Source organism: Pseudomonas sp. GD04058 (genome assembly GCF_029836855.1).
Taxonomy (GTDB): domain Bacteria; phylum Pseudomonadota; class Gammaproteobacteria; order Pseudomonadales; family Pseudomonadaceae; genus Aquipseudomonas; species Aquipseudomonas bharatica.
Map to the genome: position 1 here is coordinate 12,904 of NZ_JAOECN010000042.1, position 20,806 is coordinate 33,709.

General features: G+C 64.1%; 19 protein-coding genes. 10 read left to right on the forward strand and 9 right to left on the reverse strand.

The annotated features are described in order from the left end of the window. Nucleotides 1-24: 24 nt before the first annotated feature. Entirely contained in the window at nucleotides 25-465 is a 441-nt protein-coding gene (gene lysM / locus N7650_RS23980) for a peptidoglycan-binding protein LysM (RefSeq protein WP_279900319.1), read from the forward strand. A gap of 120 nt (nucleotides 466-585) precedes the next feature. Here the strand turns inward: lysM and yrfG are convergent, their stop codons facing one another. After that, the gene (gene yrfG, locus N7650_RS23985) at nucleotides 586-1,248 is read right to left on the reverse strand and encodes a GMP/IMP nucleotidase (RefSeq protein WP_279900320.1); all 663 of its coding nucleotides are present in this window, start codon (nucleotides 1,246-1,248) and stop codon (nucleotides 586-588) included. A gap of 73 nt (nucleotides 1,249-1,321) precedes the next feature. On the opposite strand from yrfG, the gene nudE reads away from it, so the two are divergent. Continuing rightward, on the forward strand, nucleotides 1,322-1,888 hold the full coding sequence (gene nudE / locus N7650_RS23990; protein WP_009396011.1) for an ADP compounds hydrolase NudE: 567 nt from the start codon (nucleotides 1,322-1,324) through the stop codon (nucleotides 1,886-1,888). Continuing rightward, the gene (gene cysQ / locus N7650_RS23995; protein WP_279900322.1) at nucleotides 1,885-2,712 is read left to right on the forward strand and encodes a 3'(2'),5'-bisphosphate nucleotidase CysQ; all 828 of its coding nucleotides are present in this window, start codon (nucleotides 1,885-1,887) and stop codon (nucleotides 2,710-2,712) included. The genes nudE and cysQ overlap by 4 nt, the downstream gene beginning before the upstream one ends. On the opposite strand, the gene N7650_RS24000 is transcribed toward cysQ, so the two are convergent. From N7650_RS24000 to rfbB, 7 genes are read right to left on the reverse strand one after another with little or no spacing between them, the layout of a single operon-like run. Continuing rightward, the gene (locus tag N7650_RS24000; protein WP_279900323.1) at nucleotides 2,701-3,156 is read right to left on the reverse strand and encodes a YiiD C-terminal domain-containing protein; all 456 of its coding nucleotides are present in this window, start codon (nucleotides 3,154-3,156) and stop codon (nucleotides 2,701-2,703) included. The genes cysQ and N7650_RS24000 overlap by 12 nt on opposite strands. Further along, nucleotides 3,156-4,559, reverse strand: a complete 1,404-nt coding sequence (locus N7650_RS24005) for a sigma-54 dependent transcriptional regulator (protein WP_279900324.1) — start codon at nucleotides 4,557-4,559, stop codon at nucleotides 3,156-3,158. Before N7650_RS24005 ends, N7650_RS24000 begins: the two co-directional genes overlap by 1 nt. Continuing rightward, nucleotides 4,556-6,370 carry an ATP-binding protein gene (locus N7650_RS24010; protein WP_009396015.1) on the reverse strand — a complete coding sequence of 605 codons (1,815 nt, stop codon included), beginning with the start codon at nucleotides 6,368-6,370 and terminating at the stop codon, nucleotides 4,556-4,558. The genes N7650_RS24005 and N7650_RS24010 overlap by 4 nt, the downstream gene beginning before the upstream one ends. Nucleotides 6,371-6,407: 37 nt before the next feature. Next, entirely contained in the window at nucleotides 6,408-7,268 is an 861-nt protein-coding gene (rfbD, locus tag N7650_RS24015) for a dTDP-4-dehydrorhamnose reductase (RefSeq protein WP_279900325.1), read from the reverse strand. Further along, nucleotides 7,265-7,810: a dTDP-4-dehydrorhamnose 3,5-epimerase gene (gene rfbC, locus N7650_RS24020; RefSeq protein WP_009396018.1), complete on the reverse strand. Its 546-nt coding sequence runs from the start codon at nucleotides 7,808-7,810 to the stop codon at nucleotides 7,265-7,267. The genes rfbD and rfbC overlap by 4 nt, the downstream gene beginning before the upstream one ends. Next, nucleotides 7,807-8,682, reverse strand: a complete 876-nt coding sequence (gene rfbA / locus N7650_RS24025) for a glucose-1-phosphate thymidylyltransferase RfbA (RefSeq protein WP_009396020.1) — start codon at nucleotides 8,680-8,682, stop codon at nucleotides 7,807-7,809. The genes rfbC and rfbA overlap by 4 nt, the downstream gene beginning before the upstream one ends. Continuing rightward, on the reverse strand, nucleotides 8,679-9,761 hold the full coding sequence (gene rfbB / locus N7650_RS24030; RefSeq protein WP_009396022.1) for a dTDP-glucose 4,6-dehydratase: 1,083 nt from the start codon (nucleotides 9,759-9,761) through the stop codon (nucleotides 8,679-8,681). Before rfbB ends, rfbA begins: the two co-directional genes overlap by 4 nt. A gap of 213 nt (nucleotides 9,762-9,974) precedes the next feature. On the opposite strand from rfbB, the gene N7650_RS24035 reads away from it, so the two are divergent. The 4 genes from N7650_RS24035 to N7650_RS24050 all read left to right on the forward strand — a co-directional run bounded on the left by N7650_RS24035 (nucleotide 9,975) and on the right by N7650_RS24050 (nucleotide 16,195). Continuing rightward, nucleotides 9,975-12,875: an aminotransferase gene (locus N7650_RS24035; RefSeq protein WP_279900326.1), complete on the forward strand. Its 2,901-nt coding sequence runs from the start codon at nucleotides 9,975-9,977 to the stop codon at nucleotides 12,873-12,875. Nucleotides 12,876-13,017: 142 nt separating this feature from the next. After that, a complete protein-coding gene (aguA, locus tag N7650_RS24040; protein ID WP_279900327.1) occupies nucleotides 13,018-14,127 on the forward strand; it encodes an agmatine deiminase in 1,110 nt (369 codons plus the stop codon). Between the two features lie 197 nt (nucleotides 14,128-14,324). After that, nucleotides 14,325-14,525, forward strand: a complete 201-nt coding sequence (locus tag N7650_RS24045) for a hypothetical protein (RefSeq protein ID WP_037059064.1) — start codon at nucleotides 14,325-14,327, stop codon at nucleotides 14,523-14,525. Nucleotides 14,526-14,914: 389 nt separating this feature from the next. Next, a complete protein-coding gene (locus N7650_RS24050; RefSeq protein ID WP_279900328.1) occupies nucleotides 14,915-16,195 on the forward strand; it encodes an OprD family porin in 1,281 nt (426 codons plus the stop codon). 229 nt (nucleotides 16,196-16,424) lie between these two features. On the opposite strand, the gene feaR is transcribed toward N7650_RS24050, so the two are convergent. Next, entirely contained in the window at nucleotides 16,425-17,363 is a 939-nt protein-coding gene (gene feaR / locus N7650_RS24055; RefSeq protein WP_009396032.1) for a transcriptional regulator FeaR, read from the reverse strand. A 227-nt stretch (nucleotides 17,364-17,590) separates the two neighbouring features. Here feaR and N7650_RS24060 point away from each other — a divergent pair, with 227 nt between their 5' ends. From N7650_RS24060 to N7650_RS24070, 3 genes are all read left to right on the forward strand, one after another. Continuing rightward, nucleotides 17,591-19,006, forward strand: a complete 1,416-nt coding sequence (locus N7650_RS24060; protein WP_279900329.1) for an APC family permease — start codon at nucleotides 17,591-17,593, stop codon at nucleotides 19,004-19,006. A 33-nt stretch (nucleotides 19,007-19,039) separates the two neighbouring features. Continuing rightward, nucleotides 19,040-20,341 (forward strand): FAD-binding oxidoreductase, encoded by a 1,302-nt coding sequence (locus N7650_RS24065; RefSeq protein ID WP_279900330.1) that lies wholly within the window; start codon nucleotides 19,040-19,042, stop codon nucleotides 20,339-20,341. A gap of 65 nt (nucleotides 20,342-20,406) precedes the next feature. After that, the gene (locus N7650_RS24070; RefSeq protein WP_279900331.1) at nucleotides 20,407-20,796 is read left to right on the forward strand and encodes a nuclear transport factor 2 family protein; all 390 of its coding nucleotides are present in this window, start codon (nucleotides 20,407-20,409) and stop codon (nucleotides 20,794-20,796) included. Nucleotides 20,797-20,806: the final 10 nt, after the last annotated feature.

Below are 20,806 nucleotides of genomic sequence, written 5' to 3' on the forward strand. Positions count from 1 at the left end.
GATTCCTTTATCAGGGAGAGCACTATGAGTCTGTTCAGTTTCGTGAAAGAAGCGGGGGAAAAACTCATCGATCTGCTGACGCCCGGCAATGCCAATGCCGGTGAGCAGCTCAAGGAGCACGTGGCCAAGGTGGGGCTCGGCAACCCCAATGTGCAGGCCACGGTGGAAGGCGACAAGGTTATCGTCACCGGTGAAGTGAGCAGTCAGGAAGAGAAGGAGAAGATCCTTCTGGCCCTGGGCAATATCCAGGGTGTGGCGTCGGTGGATGACCAGATCACCGTGGCCGGGCCGGTGGCGCAGGCGGCGCGGTTCGTCACGGTGGAGAAGGGCGATACCCTCAGTGCCATTTCCAAACGGGTGTATGGCGATCCGAACAAGTACCAGAAGATCTTCGAGGCCAACAAACCGCTGCTGAGCCATCCGGACAAGATCTATCCGGGGCAGGTACTGCGTATTCCGGAGTAATCCTTCGAGCCTTGTGTTGTGTCTGAGGGCCTCATCGCTGGCAAGCCAGCTCCCACAGAGTCCGCGGTGCATGCGATCCCTGTGGGAGCTGGCTTGCCAGCGATGAGGCCGGGTCAGCTTTCACAGTCCTTCCAGTAAAGCCCGGTAGTCTTCCTGCGCCGCGAATTCCTCGGTATCGCGCGCAGGCTTGCGGCTGTCCGGCTGGCGTACGGCAAGCAGGTGGGCGACGCCGAAGGTGCGGGCGCTGCGCAGGATCGCCAGGGTGTCGTCGATGAACAGGCTACGCGACGGGTCGAAGCCGGTATCGGCGCGCAAGGCGCTCCAGAACTGCTGGTTCTCCTTGGGGAAACCATAGTCGTGCGAGCTGATCATCCGTTCGAAGTATGGCGCCAGCGCTACCCGCTCCAGTTTCAGCGACAGGGAATCGCGGTGCGCGTTGGTGATCAGGATCACCCGTTTGCCGGCTTCTCGCAGCGCGGCCAGAAACGTATCGGCATCCGGTCGCAAGGCGATCAGGTCGGCACTCTGCTGCTTCAGCTCGCGAATCGGCAGGTTCAGTTCCCGGGTCCAGAAATCCAAGCAATACCAGTTCAGCGACCCGGCGTGCCGCTCGAACAACGGCTGGATTTCCAGCTCGGCCATGGCCCGGCTGATCCCGTGGTGCTCGGCATAGCGCTGGGGCAACAGCTCCAGCCAGAAGTGGTTGTCGTAGTGCAGGTCGAGCAGGGTGCCGTCCATGTCCAGCAGGACGGTGTCTATATCGCGCCAGGCGAGGGGAAGCATGTGCAAGATTCTCGTTCGGTCAGGCCGTGGTGGGCGGTATAGTACCCCGTTACCGCCAAGGAGCCGCCCCCTCATGCGCCAGAAACCCACTGTCCTCTCCAGCGAGATCGTCGCCAGCAGCCGCCTGTTCCGTGTCGAAGCCGTGCAGTTGCGCTTTGCCAACGGCACCGAGCGCACCTATGAACGTCTGGTCGGGCGCGGCAACGGCTATGGCGCAGTGATGATCGTGGCGATGCTCGACAGCGAGCATGCGGTGCTGGTCGAGGAGTATTGCGGCGGCACCGACGAATACGAGCTGTCCCTGCCCAAGGGCCTGATCGAGCCGGGCGAGGACGTGCTGGCGGCGGCCAACCGCGAGCTGAAGGAAGAGGCCGGCTATGGCGCCCGGCAACTGGAGCACATCACCGAACTGTCGCTGTCTCCTGGCTACATGAGCCAGAAGATCCAGGTGGTACTGGCCACCGACCTCTACGAGGAAAGCCTGCCGGGCGACGAGCCGGAGCCGATGCGCGTCGATCGCGTCAGCCTGCGCGAGCTATCGGCATTGGCCCAGCATCCGCAGTTCTCCGAAGGCCGGGCGCTGGCGGCGCTGTACCTGGTGCGTGATCTGCTGACCCAGCGTGGAGTCTTCCCGGTATGAACCCTGTCGACCTTATGCCACAGGTGGTGGACCTGGCCCGCCGCGCAGGTGAGGCCATCCTGCCGTTCTGGCGCGCTGACGTCGCGGTGGTTGCCAAGGCCGACGACTCCCCGGTAACCGCCGCCGACCTGGCTGCGCACAAGGTCATCGCCGAAGGTTTGCAGGCGCTGGCACCGGAGATCCCGGTGCTATCGGAAGAGGATTGCGACATCCCGCTGCAACAGCGCCAGGCCTGGCAGCGCTGGTGGCTGGTGGACCCACTGGATGGCACCAAGGAATTCATCGCCGGCACCGAGGAATTCACCGTGAATATCGCCCTGGTCGAACAGGGCCGGGTGGTGTTCGGAGTGGTGGCGATGCCGGTCAATGGCCGCTGCTACTACGGCGGCCAGGGCATCGGCGCCTGGCGTGCCGAGGCCGATGGTTCAGTGGAGGCGATCCAGGTACGCCTGGCGCCGCCGGCGGGCGAGGCATTTACCGTGGTTGCCAGTCGCCGCCATTCCAGCCCGCAGCAGGAGCGCCTGCTGGCCGGCCTGGGCGAAGCGCTGGGCGAGCTGGAGCTGGCGAATATCGGCAGCTCCCTGAAGTTCTGCTTGCTGGCCGAAGGCGCCGCGGATTGCTACCCGCGCCTGGCGCCGACCTCGCAGTGGGATACCGCCGCCGCCCAGGGCGTGCTGGAAGGGGCGGGCGGCGAAGTGCTGGGGCTGGATGGCGAGGCGTTCGTCTATCCGCCTCGCGAGTCGTTGCTCAATCCGTTCTTCCTCGGCCTGCCGGCCGCCGCCCCGTGGCGCGGCAAGCTGCTGGCACTGGCCTCAGCGATGTAGCACGTACTGCCCGTCGAACTCCACGGCGGGCGCTTCGGCGTTTTCGTTGAACACCCGGGTATGCAGGCTCAAGCGTGCCCGGCCATGGCGTTCATAGGTCTTGATGAAGCGCTCCCAGACCTTCTCTTCCGGCGCCTCGCACACTGCGATGGCCGCGCCTGTCACGGGCAGCGGATAACTGATCGTCCCTTCCTGGATGACGATATGCCCGTCATCGACCCCCACTTCGCGCAGGCGCAGGTGCAGCCAGCCCCAGCCCGCCAGCACCGCGCCGCAATACAGGCTGCCGCCGAACATGGTGCTCTTGTGGTTGACGTTGGGCTCCAGCGGCAGACGCAGGCGCAGGCAGTGTGCCTGCCAGTCCAGTACGCCCATGCACATCTCGCGGGTCAGCGGGATGTCGTGGTGCAGGATGTTTTCCAGGTAGTGGCTGTCGCTGCTCATCAGCGGGTGTCCTCGGGGTCATCGGCGACATGGCTGTCGGCGAAGCTCAGGCCATGCTTGCGCAACTTGTCGTGCAGGGTCTTGCGCGGAATGCCAAGGGCTTCGGCGAGGCTGCGCATGGAACCGTGGGGGCGGGTCAGTTCGGCGGCGATCAGCGAGCGCTCGAAGTGCTCGACCTGCTCGCTCAGGTTGCCCTGGGCCGGCGGCAAGTCCTGCGAGGCGCTGCTGCTTTCGGCCTGGCCGTCGAGGGCCAGTTCCAGGCCGAGGGCGAAGCGTTCGGCGGCGTTCTGCAGTTCGCGCACGTTGCCCGGCCAGTCGTGGCGCAGCAGCATGGCCCGCTGCGCCGGTTGCAGCTCGTGGGCCGGCAGGCCGTGACGCGCGCTGGCGGCATCGGCGAAATGCTGGAACAGCACGAGGATGTCGTCGCCGCGGTCGCGCAGTGGCGGAATGCGCAGGGGCGCGACGTTCAGGCGGTAATACAGGTCGGCGCGGAAGCGGCCCTGGTCGGCGGCCTGGCGCAGGTCTTCCTTGGTTGCCGCGATCACCCGGATGTCCAGGGGGATCTGCTGGTTGCCGCCGAGGCGCTCCAGCACCCGCTCCTGGAGCATGCGCAGCAGCTTGACCTGCACGTCCAGGCTCATGCTTTCGATTTCGTCGAGGAACAAGGTGCCGCCATTAGCGAATTCGAACTTGCCGATGCGCCTTTTCTGCGCGCCGGTAAAGGCGCCAGGCTCGTGGCCGAACAGCTCGCTTTCCACCACCGACTCGGCCAGCGCGCCGGCGTTGATCGCTACGAATGGACCGTCTCGACGGCTGGACAGGTCGTGCAGGGCACGGGCCACGACTTCCTTGCCGGCACCGGTTTCGCCGAGGATCAGCACGTCGGCGCGGGTGCCGGCGAGGGCGCCGATCTGCTCGCGCAGGCGCTGGATCGATGGCGAATGGCCGACCAGGCGACCGCTCAATTCCTGGCGGTCGCTCAGGGCCAGGCGCAGGCTGCGGTTGTCCAGCACCAGGCGGCGCAACGAAAGGGCGCGGCGCACGCTGTCGAGCAGGGCATCGCTGGCGAACGGCTTTTCCAGGAAGTCGTAGGCCCCGGCACGCATGGCCTGGACCGCCAGCGGCACGTCGCCGTGGCCGGTGATCAGCAGCACCGGCAGGTCGGGGTCCTGGCCGTGCAGTTGCTCGAGCAATTGCAGACCGTCGATGCCGGGCATGCGGATATCGCTGACCACCACGCCTGGCCAGTCGGCCTCGATACGCCCGGCCAGGCCCTGGGCATCGCTCAGCGGCAGGACGCGCAGGCCGGCGAGGTCGAGGGTCTGGCTGAGGGCCTGGCGCAGGTGCGGGTCGTCGTCGACCAGGATCACCTGGGTGCGGCTGTCGATCAGGGGCTCGGTCATGCCAAGGAGTCCTCCGAAGTCTGAAGATTGGCGCCGGGCTTGGCCACGCGCAGTTGCAGGGTCAGCAGCGCACCGCCCTCCGGGTGGTTGGCCAGCAGCAGCTCGCCGCCCAGCGCGCGCATCAGCGTGTCGCAGATCGCCAGGCCCAGGCCAAGGCCCTGGGTGCGGGTTTTGGTGGTGAAGAACGGCTCGCGGGCGTGGGCCATGGCCTGGCTGGTAAAGCCGGGACCGTTGTCGCGGATCGTCAGGTAGACGTAATCATCGCGGCGTTCGGCACTTAGCCAGAGCTTGCGCGGGTTGGCCTTTTCGGTCAGGGCATCGAGGGCGTTGGCCAGCAGGTTGCCGAGCACCTGGCGCAAGCGCGTCTCGCCGGCCTGGACCCACAGAGTGGCTTCCGGCAAATCGCGGATCAGCTCCACGGCCATGGCCCTGCGACGCTTGGCCAGCAGGGCCAGGGCATCGTCCAGCGCCGGTTGCAGCGCCACGCTTTCCGGCGCATGGCGGTCGCGGCGGGCAAAGGCGCGCAGGTGGGCAATGATCGAGGCCATGCGCCCGGTCAGTTCGTTGATCAGCTTGAGGTTGCCGCGTGCGTCGTCGATGCGCTGGTGGTCGAGCAGGATCTCGGCGTTTTCCGCGTAGCTGCGGATTGCCGCCAGTGGTTGGTTAAGCTCGTGGCTGATGCTCGCCGACATGGTCCCGAGCACCGACAGCTTGCCGGCCTGGACCAGCTCGTCCTGGGCGCGGGCCGCCTCCTGCTGGGCCTGCTCGCGCTCCAGTACCTCGGTCTTCAAGCGCCGGTTGAGGCCTTCGAGGTCGGCGGTACGCTCGGCGACGCGTTTTTCCGAGTCGTGGCGGGCATGGGCTTCGAAGTCGATGCGGTCCATGTAGTGGCGACGACGCTGCATCACCAGGCCAACCAGCAGCATCACCACCAGCAGGGTGGCGCCGCCGACGGCCATGACGGTGCTTACCGAGCGGTCTACCAGCACTCGCGGGGCAAGGATGTTCACTTCCCAGCCGGTCTCCGGAATCGAGCGGGTCTGCACCAGCCAGGCCTTGCGGTCGAGGTTGAGCGGCTGCGGTTCCTGGGTCGGGTAGGGCTGGATCGCGGTGATCGACTGGCGCTCCTCATCACTGAGCGGCCGGGTGGCACGGAAGCGCCATTCAGGACGCGAGGTCAGCACCACGACGCCGTTGCTGTCGGTCAGCAGCAGTTGTTCCGGGCTTTTGCCCCAAAGGGTTTCGGTATGGTCGAGATCTACCTTGACCACCAGGACGCCGATTACCTGGCCGTTGTCCCAGACTGGCGCGCCGAAGAAATAGCCGCGCTTGGCCGAGGTGGTGCCTTGGCCGAAGAAGCGCCCCAGGCGCCCGGCGGTGGCGTCGCTGAAATACGGGCGGAATGAGAAGTTGCGGCCGATGAAGCTGTCCTTCTTGTCCCAGTTGGACGCGACCAGGGTGTTGCCCTTGGCGTCCATCAAATAGATGACTTCGGCGCCGGTCTGGGTGCTGATTTCCTTGAGCCTGCGGTTGGCGTTGGTCTGGAATTCCAGGCGCAGCGGGTCGGCCAGCACGGCGCGCAGGGTCGGCAGGTCGCCGAGGATCTGCGGCAGGGCTTCGAAGCGGCGCAGGGTGCCGAGCAGGTTGGCGACGTACAGGTCGAGGGTCTGGCGGTTCTGGCTGGCCAGTTCGTCCTGGTAGTAGTGCTCGGCGAGGCGGTTCAGCGGCCAGAGCAACGGCGCCAGGCACAGGGCCAGAAGGGCGAGGCTGCGCCAGCGGGGGCGGCGGGGAAGGCTGGGGGTCATGGTCATCGCGAAAATGCGCCAGAAGGATCTGGCGCATTATGCGCTACTTCAGGCAGTCGATCAGCGCCTGGTGCCAGTCGGGCTGGCTGACGTTCCACTCGCGTTGCAGGCGGCTGCAATCGAGGCGCGAGTTCAACGGCCGGCGGGCGGGTGTCGGGTACTCGCTGGACGGGATCGGCACCAGGTTGGCACAGGGCCTGCCCTGGGCCTTGAGCTGTTCGCCGATGGCCTGGGCGAAGCCGAACCACGAGGTTTCACCCTGCGCGGTCAGGTGGTACAGGCCCCAGGCGCCGGCCTGGCCGGCCTGCAAGCGCTGGATGAGCCGACGGGTGCTTGCAGCGATGGTCCCGGCCCAGGTCGGCGCGCCGATCTGGTCGGCGACCACGCGCAGTTCCGGCTTCTCTTGCAGCAGGCGCTGCATGGTCAGCAGGAAGTTGCGCCCATGGGTCGAGTAGACCCAACTGGTGCGCAGGATCAGGTGCTGCCCGCCGACCGCGGCAATCGCCTGTTCGCCCGCCAGTTTGCTCTGGCCATAGACGCCCAGGGGATTGGTCGCATCGTCCTCGGTGTAGCGGCCTTGCTTGCTGCCGTCGAAGACATAGTCGGTGGAGTAGTGGATCAGCGGGACGCCCAGGCGCGCGGCTTCTTCGGCGAAGATGCCCGGGGCCGTGGCATTGATTGCGAAGGCCGCTTGCGGCTCGCTTTCGGCCTGGTCCACCGCCGTATGCGCGGCCGCGTTGATGATCAGGTCGGGGCCGATGGCGCGGACCTTTTCGGCAATGCGCTCGTGATAGGCCAGGTCGAGCTGGTCGCGGCCGAACACGTGCAGTTCGCCGAGGTCGCCCAGCGCCTGTTGCAGTGCCTGGGCGAGCTGGCCGTTGCGACCGCTGATAAGGATCCTCATGGGAACAGGTCCGCTTCTTCCAGCAGCTTGCCATTCTGGTCCTTGGCCGAGAGCAGCGGCGCGCCCTCGATCTGCCAGTCGATGGCCAGGGTCGGATCGTCCCAGCGCACGCAGCGCTCGGCTTCGGGGTTGTAGTAGTCGGTGGTTTTGTAGAGGAACTCCGCAACGTCGCTGAGCACCACGAAACCGTGGCCGAATCCTGGCGGAATCCATAGCTGTCGGTTGTTCTGCGCCGAAAGGCGAATACTGGTCCAGCGGCCAAAATTCGGTGAGCTGCGGCGCAGGTCCACGGCCACATCAAGCACCTCGCCCGCCGTGACCCGCACCACTTTGCCTTGAGCATTTTCAATCTGGTAATGCAGACCACGCAGCACGCCTTTTTGCGAGCGCGAGTGATTATCCTGGACGAAATGAGCGCTGACGCCGGTCTGTGCAGCGAATTCCCGCTCGTTAAAGCTTTCGTAGAAAAAACCTCGCGCATCACCGAAAACCTTCGGTTCGATGATCAGAACTTCTGGCAGCGTACTGGTGGTGACTTTCATCGTGTCTTGCTCATCAACCCAAGCAGATATTGACCATAGCCGGTCTTGCTCAAGGCTTCTGCCCGGGCGGACAGTTGCTCCGAGCTGATCCAGCCGTGCTGGAAGGCAATCTCTTCCAGGCAGGCTACTTTCAGGCCTTGGCGATGCTCAATGGTCTGCACGTACTGCGAGGCTTCCAGCAGGCTGTCGTGGGTGCCGGTGTCAAGCCAGGCAAAACCACGGCCGAGGCGCTCGACACGCAGGTCGCCGCGCTTCAGATAGGCATTGTTGACGTCGGTGATTTCCAGCTCGCCGCGCGGCGAGGGCTTGACCGCCTTGGCGATCTCGACCACGTCGTTGTCGTAGAAATACAGGCCTGTGACCGCGTAACTGGACTTTGGCTGCTTGGGTTTTTCTTCGATCGACAGGGCGCGGCCTTCGGCATCGTATTCCACCACGCCGAAACGCTCCGGATCCTTGACCCAGTAGCCGAAAACCGTAGCACCGTTGGCATGGCTGGCCGCCTTGAGTAGTTGGGGGGTGAAGCCCTGGCCGTGGAAGATGTTGTCGCCCAGCACAAGGCAGACCGAGTCGTTGCCGATAAACTCTTCACCGATCAGGAAGGCCTGGGCGAGGCCGTCCGGAGACGGCTGCTCGGCATAGCTGATCTCGACACCGAACTGGCTGCCGTCGCCCAGCAATTGGCGGTACTGCGGCAGGTCCTGCGGAGTGGAAATCAGCAGGATCTCGCGGATGCCGGCGAGCATCAGTACCGAGATCGGGTAGTAGATCATCGGTTTGTCGTAGATCGGCAGCAGTTGCTTGGAAACGCCGAGAGTAATGGGGTGCAGGCGGGTGCCGGAGCCACCCGCCAGGACGATACCTTTGGTCATGCAATCAAATCCTTGAAGTCGGTGGTGCCCATGCGTTGTCCCTGGTAGCTGCCGTCCTGCACATGGCGGCACCATTCCAGGTTATCCAGATACCACTGGACGGTCTTGCGCAGGCCGGTCTCGAAGGTTTCTTCGGGAACCCAGCCCAGTTCGCGTTCGATCTTGCTGGCGTCGATCGCGTAGCGCTGGTCGTGCCCGGGACGGTCCTGAACGTAGGTGATCAGGTCGGCGTAGCTGGCCACGCCCTGCGGGCGCTGTGGCGCCAGTTCTTCGAGCAGGGCGCAGATGCCGCGCACCACGTCGATGTTCTTTTGTTCGTTGTGTCCGCCGATGTTGTAGGTTTCGCCGACCACACCCTCGGTGACCACCTTGAACAGGGCGCGGGCGTGATCTTCGACGAACAGCCAGTCGCGTACCTGCAGGCCGTTGCCATAGACCGGCAGCGGCTTGCCCGCCAGAGCGTTGAGGATGACCAGCGGAATGAGCTTTTCCGGGAAGTGGAACGGCCCGTAGTTGTTCGAGCAGTTAGTCAGCAAAACCGGCAGGCCATAGGTGCGGTGCCAGGCGCGGACCAAATGATCGGACGCGGCCTTGCTCGCCGAATACGGTGAGCTTGGCGCATAGGGTGTGGTCTCGGTGAACAGGTCATCGACGCCGTGCAGGTCGCCATAGACCTCATCGGTGGAGATGTGGTGGAAACGGAAGGCTTCGCGTTCGCCGGCCGGCAGTTTCGACCAATAGCCACGAGCGGCCTCCAGCAGGCTGTAGGTGCCAACGATATTGGTCTGGATGAAGTCCGAAGGGCCGTCGATGGAACGGTCGACATGCGACTCGGCCGCCAGGTGCATGATCGCATGAGGCTGGAAGCGCTCCAGGACCGCGCTGACGGTCGCCTGGTCAACGATATCCGCCTGGACGAATTCGTAGCGGGTATTGGTGGCGATGCTGGTCAACGACTCCAGGTTGCCCGCGTAGGTCAACTTATCCAGGTTGAGCACTTCGTGATTGGTGTTGTTGATCAGGTGGCGCACCAGTGCCGAACCGATGAAACCGGCTCCACCGGTGATGAGAATTCGCATGTCGGGCTGCCTTTCTTCCATAACTGACATTGAGCAAAAAGGCGCATAGCTTGTGTGCAGATACCGATCCGTGCAAGCACATTGCGCTGGATAACCGTTTTGTCGCGTTTTATTCAACGAGTGGCGCTGAATTGTGCGGAATTTTAACCACCCCCCTTGCGTAATGTCAGTGCAAATGGCGATATAAGCCGCAAAAAAACCGAGGTCTCCGCCATGCCCCTCAGCACGCTTGTCCAACGCGCCAGCCAACCTTGCCCGACCCTCAGCGAACGCCAGGCCCGCGCCTTGCTCAACCAGCACTATGGGCTGGACGGTGGGTTGCAGGCGCTGGGCAGCCAGCAGGACCTGAACTTCCGGGTCGATAGCGACCAGGGACGCTTTGTGCTCAAGGTTTGCCATGGCGAATACTCGGCGCAGGAGCTGGAGGCCCAGCACGCGGCCCTGGGCTATCTGCGCGAGCGTGGCGTGCCGGTGCCCGGGGTGCGTGCGGCGGTGTCCGGCGAGCCGTTGTTGTCGCTGGATATCGACGGCCAGAAGGTGCGTGCCCGGTTGCTGGACTACATTGACGGCCAGACCTTGACCCGCCTCAAGCACATCGACCCGCGCCTGGTCGCCGAACTGGGCGCGCTGTGCGCCCGGGTCGGCCAGGCCCTGGCCGGTTTCAGCCACCCGGGCCTGGACCGCACCCTGCAATGGGACCCACGGCATGCTCAGGCCTTGGTCGGTCACCTGTTGCCGGTACTGGCCGAGGGGCCGCGCAAGGCGCGCCTGCAGGCCGCGTCGGCCCGCGCGCACGAGTTGCTGGGGCAGGTCCGGGACTACTTGCCGTCGCAGGCCGTGCACCTGGATATCACCGACGACAATGTGGTCTGGCAGCGTGATGCCGAGCGGCAATGGCAACTGCAAGGCGTGATCGACTTCGGCGATCTGCTGCATACCTGGCGCATCGCCGACCTGTCGGTGACCTGCGCGGCGCTGCTGCATCATGCCGAGGGCGACCCGCTGCGCATCCTTCCGGCGGTGGCCGCCTACCACGCCATCAACCCATTGACCGAGGCCGAGCTCAAGGCGCTTTGGCCGCTGGTGGTCGCCCGTGCCGCCGTGCTGGTACTGAGCAGCGAGCAGCAACTGGGCGTGGAGCCGGGCAATGCTTATATCCGCGACAACCTGGCCCATGAGTGGGAAATCTTCGACGTCGCCGACAGCGTACCCTTCGAGCTGATGGAGGCGGCGATCCTGCAGAGCGTGGGCCTGGAGCCGGTGGGGCTCGACCTGGATGGCTGCACGCCGCTGCTGCCTGGCCTGGTCGGCCAGGTGGTGACTCGCCTCGACCTTGGCGTGCTCAGCGAGCATTACAGCGCCGGCAACTGGGAAACACCGGGTATCGACCGGCAACTGCTGCTGCAACAGCCGGCACCGGCCTCGTCGTTGTATGGTCAGTACCGCTTGTCCCGCACCCATATCGACACCCCGCGCGAGCCGGAAACCTTCGCGTTGCAGGTGGAGTTGCTCCTGGAGCCGGGTGCCGAGGTGCGGGCCCCGTTCGCCGGAACCTGGCAGGTCGGAGGGCCGAATGCCGGCTGCCTGCAAGGCGCGCAGGCCGGCTTGTGGCTGTGGGGCTGTGGCGATGGGCTGAGCGATGGACAGGTGGTCGAAGCCGGGCAGTCGCTGGGCCGGGTCGAGGGTACGCTCACCGTGCAACTGTGCCGGGTTCCCGGCCTGCGTCCGCCGGCGTTTGTCGTGCCGTCCCGGGCCAGGGCCTGGCAAGCGCTCTGCCCCTCGCCGGCGGCGCTGCTCGGTTTCGACTGCGATGCTACGCTACCTGGCGATCCGCAGGCCCTGCTGGCGCGCCGCGACGCCAGCTTCGCCCGCTCGCAGAAGCATTATTACCAGCAGCCACCGCAGATCGAGCGCGGGTGGCGCAACTACCTGATCGACCTTCAGGGCCGGTCTTACCTGGACATGCTCAACAACGTTGCGGTACTTGGCCACGGTCATCCGCGCATGGTCAGCGAGGCGGCCCGGCAATGGTCGCTGCTCAATACCAACTCACGCTTCCACTATGCAGCCATCGCCGAGTTCTCCGAACGCCTGCTGGCCCTGGCGCCCAAGGGCATGGACCGGGTGTTCCTGGTCAACAGCGGCACCGAAGCCAACGACCTGGCGATCCGCCTGGCCTGGGCCGCCAGCGGCGGGCGCGACATGCTCAGCGTGCTCGAGGCGTACCACGGCTGGTCGGTGGCTACCGATGCCATCTCGACGTCCATCGCCGACAACCCGCAGGCCCTCACCACCCGGCCGCAGTGGGTGCACCCGGTCACCGCGCCGAACACCTACCGTGGCAAGTACCGAGGCAGCGACAGCACCGCCGACTATGTGCGCGACATCGAGGGGACCCTGGCCGAAGTGGACGCCACCGGTCGCCAGCTGGCCGGCTTCATCTGCGAGCCGGTGTATGGCAATGCGGGCGGGATCGCGTTGCCGCCGGGCTACCTGCAACAGGTCTATGCCCGGGTGCGCGAGCGCGGCGGGGTATGCATCGCCGACGAAGTGCAGGTCGGCTACGGGCGCATGGGCGAGTATTTCTGGGGCTTCGAGGAGCAGGGCGTGGTGCCGGACATCATCACCATGGCCAAGGGCATGGGCAACGGTCATCCGCTGGGTGCGGTGATCACCACCCGGGCCATCGCCGAAGCGCTGGAAGCCGAGGGCTACTTCTTCTCCTCCGCCGGCGGCAGCCCGGTGAGCTGCCGCATCGGCATGGCGGTGCTGGACGTGATGGCCGAGGAGGGGCTGTGGGAAAACGCCCGTGACGTGGGCGGATACTTCAAGGCGCGGCTGCAGCAGCTGGTCGATGAATATCCGCTGGCAGGCGCGGTGCACGGCTCAGGTTTCTATCTGGGCCTGGAACTGGTACGCAGCCGCGACACCCTGGAACCGGCTACCGAGGAGACCATGACCCTGTGCAATCGCCTGCGTGACCTGGGGATCTTCATGCAGCCCACGGGGGATTACCTGAATATCCTCAAGATCAAGCCGCCGATGTGCACCACTCGTCAAAGCGTCGATTTCTTCGTGGACAGCATTGCCCGGGTGTTGTCAGAAGACCTCTAGATCGTGAATCGCAGCCGGATAAAGCCGATTCTTATCGGGTTATCCGGCTTTTTTATGCGCTCCGTTTTTGCTTAATAGCTTTCATTATCGATATTTATCGGATATAAATTCGCTCACTCGATCATCCACCCAGGTGCGCCCCATGAAGACCTTGACCTCTACCCCCCGTGACGATGGCTTCCATATGCCTGCCGAATGGGCACCGCAAACCCAGGTCTGGATGATCTGGCCCGAGCGTCCGGATAACTGGCGCCTGGGTGGCAAGCCTGCCCAGGCTGCCCACACTGCCGTGGCCAAGGCCATCGCCCGCTTCGAGCCGGTGACCGTCGGCGTGTCCGCTGCGCAGTACGAGAATGCCGTGTCGCGCCTGGGCGACGAGCCGAATATTCGTGTGGTCGAACTGAGCAACGACGACGCCTGGGTGCGTGACACCGGCCCGACCTTCGTTATCAACGACAGCGGCGAAGTGCGTGGCGTGGACTGGGGCTTCAACGCCTGGGGCGGCTTCAACGGCGGCCTCTATGCGCCCTGGAACCGCGACGAGCAGGTCGCCGGCAAGATCATGGGGCTGGAGCGCACCGCGCGGTATGTCACCGAGGGCTTCGTGCTCGAAGGCGGCTCGATTCACGTCGATGGCGAAGGCACCTTGATCACTACCGAGGAGTGCCTGCTCAATGCCAACCGCAACCCGCACCTGAACCGCGAGCAGATCGAAACCATCCTGCGCGACAACCTCGCGGTGGACACCATCGTCTGGCTGCCGGATGGCCTGTACAACGATGAAACCGATGGCCACGTCGATAACTTCTGCTGTTACGTCAGCCCGGGCGAAGTGTTACTGGCCTGGACCGATGATTCCAATGACCCCAACTACAGCCGTTGCCGTGCGGCCATGGCGGTACTGGAAAGCCAGCGCGATGCCAAGGGGCGTTCGTTCGTGGTGCACAAGATGCCTATTCCGGGGCCGATGTACGCCACCCAGGACGAGTGCGATGGCGTAGACATGGTTGCGGGTAGCCAGGAGCGCAGCCCGTCCTCACGGCTGGCCGGTTCCTACGTGAATTTCCTGATCGTCAATGGCGGCATCATTGCCCCGAGTTTCGACGACCCGGCCGATGCCGAGGCCAGGACAATCCTGGCGCGCCTGTTCCCGGAACACGAGGTCGTCATGGTGCCCGGCCGTGAGCTGCTGCTGGGCGGTGGCAACATCCACTGCCTGACCCAGCAACAGCCGGCACCGGCACGTCGCTGATTCGACGTTAGAAAAAACCCGTCTTACGACGGGTTTTTTTATGCCTGGGCGACAGGCGGCTTTGGTGCGTGGCATAGCTTTTGTATTAATTCGAAAGCTGGAAAGCGGTAACAAGATGGACGGCCCGTGGTGACCCACGGATTTGTCATAAATCTTGAGTAGTTTGCTCAACTCACGCTCTGGGGAGTACGTGTGAAATGAATACTGCACGTGAGTTGGCTTCGCACCCGACAGTCATGAACCATGAAGCGCTCCAGGTACTGGCGCAGTGGTTGAAACACAATGGACCAATCCGGGTCAGGAAGACCGATCCACGGCGGCTGCTGGCGGAGCGTTATCCCGCCGGCCTGATCAGCGAAGCGGAGCTCGATGCGCTGGCGGGTATCTGGCACGGTTGAAAGGCGCGGTTGCAGCAGGAAGAAAGGGCGATGCCGGGGAGGCATCGCCCTTTTTCATGGGCGTCCTGAGCCAATCCGGAACGGCGATTTCTGACGGACCCTGTGGCGCATTCCGCGTCTGTTATTACGGAATTTCCGAGAAAAACGACGGAAAACATGAATTTTGTCATCAGCTTTTCACGAACTTTTGACATGGCATTCCGCCCGCGGCTAGGATTCGGCCCCTGCGCCTGCAGGCCGTTCGGCCAAAACACTAATAATAAAAGGCCCGCTGCGATCACTCGCACGCGGGCCTTTCATTTTCAGTCCGTGAGCGTCAACCCACGCAGGGGGCGTGGTTCTGGCGTTTGGCTGCAGTGCGTACCAAATCACGTAATAAGGAAAACAAGATGTTGAAAACCCGGATCAGTCTGCTCGCACTGGGGCTCATGGCCGCTACCCAAGCAATGGCCAACGATCAGGAAGCTTCCAAGGGCTTCGTCGAAGACAGCAGCGCCACTCTGTTGCTGCGCAATGCCTACATGAACCGTGACAAGAAGCACGACACCCCTGACCAAAAGCAGTGGGGCCAAGGCTTCATCGGCAATTTCAGCTCCGGCTTCACCCAAGGCACCGTCGGTGTTGGCGTCGATGCCTTCGGCCTGTACGCCGTGCGCCTGGACGGCGGTAGCGGTCGCAACGGCGGCGGCGGTATCGACTTCTTCAAACGTGGCGACAGCGGCAACGCCCAGCACGACATCGCTCGTGGCGGCGCAGCGGTCAAGTTCCGCGTGTCCAACACCGTGCTGAAGTACGGCGACCAGATGCCATCGCTGCCGGTCCTGCAATACGATGATGCCCGTCTGCTGCCAGAGAGCTACACCGGTACCTCGATCAACTCCAAGGAAATCGAAGGCCTGGAGCTGAACGCCGGTCGCTATACCCGCGAAGCGCGCAAGTCCACCGAGCAGCGTGACAGCGGCCTGAAGTCGATCAACGTCTTCGGCGGTAGCTACAAGTTCCTGCCGAACCTGACCGCCTCGCTGTACACCTCCGATGTCGAAGACGTGCTGAAGAAGCACTACCTGGGCCTGAACTACGTTCACGCCATCGCCAAGGACCAGTCGCTGACCCTGGACTTCAACGGCTACAAGTCTGACATCGACAAGAAGTATGTGCAGAAGGCCGGCCTGACCGGTGACGACAACACCATCTGGAGCCTGGCGGCCACCTACGCCTTCGGCCCTCACTCGGTGACCCTGGCGCACCAGCGCAGCACCGGCAGCACCGGCTACCAGTACGGCTGGTACCAGAATGGCGGCGGCGTGGGTGACGGTGGTTCGACCATCTACCTGGCCAACTCCTACTGGTCCGACTTCAACGCCGAAGACGAGCGTTCCTGGCAGATCGCCTACGGCTTCGACTTCAGCGCCGTCGGCGTACCGGGCCTGACCTACAACATCGCCTACGTGCGTGGTGACAACATCAACACCCACGGCTTTGGCGAAGGCACCGAGCGCGAGATCTTCAACCAGGTCAAATACGTAGTACAGGAAGGCCCTGCCAAGGACCTGAGCGTGAAGCTGCGTGGTTCCTGGCTGCGGACTTCGGACAACGTCCGCGTCAACGGCTACAACGACGACGGCAACGAAGTCCGTATCTTCGTCGAGTACCCGATCAGCATCTTCTGATTCTGGTTTCTGGGTAGGAAAGGGGCCGCTGATGCGGCCCCTTTTTTGTTTTGGACAGAGAGATTTACGTTGTCTGGAAGGGCCTGATCGCTGGCAAGCCAGCTCCCACAGGGTGGCGTGCACCGCTGGACCTGTGGGAGCTGCGTTTCGGCGCCCCGACTTGCCAGCGATTAGGCCAACAAGAGCTCATCCAGTCCTTCGGTGGATAGCTGCCCGTCACTGGATGCCGCTACCCCCGCCGCCCCCGATACTCACTCGGCGACACCCCGAACGCACTCTTGAACGCTCGGGAAAAGTGACTCAGGTCCTTGAATCCCCAGCTCAGCGCGATATGGGTGATCTTCACCTCGCTCTGCAGGATCGCCTGCGCGCAGCGGCTCAGCCGTCGTTCGAGGATGTAGCGGCCGACGCTGGTCTCATGCTGGGCGAATAGCCGGTGCAGATTGCGTACCGAGGTTCCCGCCGCCGTGGCGATGCGCTCCGGGCTGAGGCTTTCATCGGCCAGGTGCCGTTCGATCACGGCCTTGGCCTTGGTCATCAATGCCGGTGGCGGTGCAATGAGCGGTTCGTCCTGGCGCGGCGCCAGCACCGGACGCAGCAGGGCGAGGATGGCGTCCAGCACGGCCTCTGCCTCGCTGCTGGCCAGGTCGCGGTTGTCCATCAGTTGGTTCATCAGCATCGCGCTCATGCCACCGATTGCCGACCTGGCGTCGATGCGCTGGTTCAGGCGCAGGCGTGGTTCCCTGAAGCGCTGCAATACCTCGTCGCGCGGCAGAATCACCGAGACCTGGTCGCTCAGCCCGCGAAAGTAGAAGTCGCTGGGGCGCGCCACGTCCAGCAGCACCAGGTCGCCGCGGCCCAGGCGGGTTTCCTGGTCGCTGTGGCGGATCAGTGCCTCGCCGCTCAGTTGCATCACCAGGTAGAAGAAGTCCTTGTCGTCGCCGCGGATATCCCGCAGCGAGCGGTGCACGTGGGAGCAGTTGCTGGTGATGCGCGCACCTTCGATGTGACTGCGCTGGCTGTCCAGCGCAGTCACCGCGCCGCGGAAGCGGTTGATGGGGGCGGCGGGTGGTTCGACATGGAAGGTCCCGCAGCTGCTGGCAAGATCACCGTGCCAGACCTCGAAACCCTCGCGCCCCTGAAACAGATTGGCGTGCTGCAGATTCATGCTTCACCTCGGGCCGGCTGCAACCGGTGTTTTTCTTGTGGTGCGCCGTCCGGGCTGGCGCCGAAGCTTTTGCACATTTACTAACATGTTAATTGTTTTGGCAAGCCAGCCGCCGCGCGCCGCGACCGCTGGCACGGCAAGCCAAGCGTCTGGCGCTGTGAGCAGTGGTGGCAACGCGGCGAAGGGCCTTTAATCGGGGCTCATCTTCCGTCACTGCGTAATCGGTCATGAATAACAACAACAGCCAGCATCTGCAGCAAACCTTGCGCTGGACCGACGCCTTCGCCCTGTCGATGGCGGTGTCCGGCTCCATTTTCGCGTCCTTCGGCTTCGCCCTCGGCGTTCTTGGCCCGCTGGGCGCCCTGGCGCTGTGGGTCGGTTCGGCAGCCATCGGCGCCTGCCAGAACTGGATCTTCCTCGAAGTCACGGCGATGTTCCCGGACAAACCCGGCGGCATCGCCATGATCGCTACCGAAGGCTGGCGCCGGCGCTGCACCCTGGTCGGCCCGCTGGCCTCCTTCGGCTACTGGCTGGGCTGGTCGGCGGTGCTGTCGATCGTCAGCGTCAGTGCCGGTGCGCTGATCCAGGCGCAGTGGTTCGCCAACCAGAGCTGGAGCTACAGCTTCGGCCCGCTCAGCGTCGGCCTGGCGCAACTGATCGGTGCCGGCCTGCTGCTGGTGTTCTGGCAGTTCAACCGCCTTGGCGTACATACGGCGGCGTCGGTTTCCAGGTACATGGGCGCGCTGTTGCTGGTGCCGATCCTGGTACTGGCGGTGTCGCCGGTGTTCGGCGACGGCTGGAGCTTCGAGCGTTTCCGCCACGCGCTGGAAGAGCCGTTGGTACTGGACTGGGGCTTCTGGCGCACTGCGCTGGTCTGGCTATTCCTGGTCAGCTGGAGCGCCTATGGCACCGAGATGTGCGCGGCCTTCGGCCCCGAGTACCGCAGCCAGCGAGATATGCGCCTGGCGCTGCTGACTTCCGGCACCTATACCGTGCTGGTGTTCGCCGCCGTCGCTTTCGGCCTCGGCGGCCTGGTAGACCGGGAAACCGCCCTGGCCAACCCCAGCGGTTTCTACATCGATGCCTTCAATGCCGTGGTCGGCAGCGGCTTCAGCGACTTCTTCATCGTCGCGCTGCTGGTCGGCCTGTTCATGGGCCTCAACGCCGCCCTGGCCGATGGCTCCCGCGCCCTCTACGGCATGGCCCTGGAAGGCCTGACCATCCGTCAGCTCGGTACCCTCAACAAGCACCAGGTGCCGGGGCGCTGCATGAGCGTGGCGGTGGTGCTCAACCTGGCGATGATCTTCCTGCTGTCGTCACCGCTGGCCATGCTGGTCACGGCCAATATCGGCTACCTGGTGGCGATCTTCTTTGCGCTTTCCGGCTTCATCCTGCTGCGCCGCGATTCTCCGGACCTGCCGCGGCCCGTGCGCCTGGGCCGTGGCTGGATTCCGCTGGCCTGGGTGCTCAGCCTGTTCACCGGCGTCGTGGTGGTGGTCGGCACGGCCTCTGCCGAGCTGGCCGGCTATGGCGGGCTCAAGGAAGTTGCCACCGGCATCGGTGTGCTGCTGCTCTCGCTGGTGCTCTACGCCATTCGCCGCCTGCAGGATCGCCAGGCCGGCCAGGGTGCGATGTCCCGATAACCTTTTGCTGCATGACAAGAACAAGGTGAACCCATGCTGTCCGTCGAAACTCCTACCACCTACTACACCGCAACCCGCAAGTACGACCTGAAGTTTCCCGATCTGGAGCAGGATCTGGACGCCGAGGTCGTAGTGATCGGCGGCGGCTTTTCCGGGATCAACACCGCCCTGGAGCTGGCCGAACGGGGTGTCACCGATGTCGTCGTGCTGGAGGCGCGTTACCTGGGCTTCGGCGGCTCGGGGCGCAACGGCGGGCACATTATGGCCGGCATCGGCCACGATCTGGAGAAGATCCGCAAGAGCGTCGGCGACGAGGGCCTGCAGGCGGTGTTCGAGATCAGCGACCTGGGTTCGAGCATTATCCAGTCACGCATTGCCAAGTACGGCATCGACGCCGACTTCCGTCACGGCTACGGCTATCTCGGCTTCAACAAGCGTCAGGGGAAGCTGTTGCAAGCCTGGGAAAAGGAGTTCAAGCAACTCAGCCCCAACCATGACATTGCCTACCTGGAAGGCAGCGAAGTGCGCAGCATCGTCGGCTCGGATGCCTACACCTGTGCCCTCAAGCACATGGGCAACGGCCACCTGCATTCGCTGAACATGCTGCTGGGCTCGGCCAAGGCGCTGGTGGGGCTGGGCGGACGGATCTACGAGAACACCCCGGTGCTTGAAGTCACCTACGGCGACAGCATCCATATCCGTACGGCCAAGGGCTCGGTTCGGGCAAGGAAGATCCTCTGGTCCTGCGGCGCCTTCCTCGATCGCCTGGAGCCGGAGCTGCACAAAAGCATAATCAACACCTATGCCTTCCAATTGGTCACCGAGCCGCTGCCGGAGGCGCTGATCCAGCAGATCAGCCCGATCCGCGGGGCGTTCAGCGATATCCGGCCGGTCATCGAGTATTACCGGGTAACCAACGAGAACCGCCTGCTGTTCGGCTCGGCCACGCGGTTGCTGGAGTACATCCCCAACGACCTCAAGGAGTGGAACCGCCAGTTGATGCTCAAGGTGTTCCCCTACCTGGAACCGGTCCGCATCGACCTGGCCTGGGGCGGGCCGATGGAGTGCACGGCCAACCTGTTTCCGCAGATCGGCACCCTGCCCGGACGCCCCAACGCCTACTTCGTCCAAGGCTACTCGGGCTTTGGCGTGACTCCGAGCCATGTCATCAGCCAGGTGGTGGCAGACGGCATGACCAGCGGCTCGCGGCATTGGGACGTGATGAGCGCGATCCCGCGTACGCGCATTCCCGGCAAGGACAGCCTGCGCAACCTGATCTGCACCTTTGGCAAGGTGAGCCACCAGCTCGCCGGCTACCGCAACGGCCGTCGCTGACCCCCGACGTTTTCTTCCGACCGCTCCCACAAGGGAGCCCCCACTTCGACCGAGAGGATTCGAATATGCCTGCTGTCGCCTTGAGAAATGCCCTGCAAGCCCGTCTCGACCTGCTGCAACACCTGTGGGAACGCCGCGACGGCAATGCCATCGTCCGCGAGCTGTACACGGAGCACACCGAAATCACCGGCGCCGGCAGCGATGCGCTGTACCACGGCACCGCGCAACTGGAAGAACTGCTGGCTGCGCTGGTCAATGACTCGCGTGGTGCCTCGATCCGTATCGACCGTGTCACCGGGCTGGGCGAAAGCGCCGCCTACACCTGGGTGACCTGGCGCGTGCTGCCGCTGGAAGGCGAGGCGTTTTCGATGAAGAGCCTGTTCGTCTGGCGCCTGGTCGAGAGCGAGTGGCGTGTGGTCGCCGACATGTACGCCGAAGGCGAAATTCCTGCCTGACTTTTCCTGG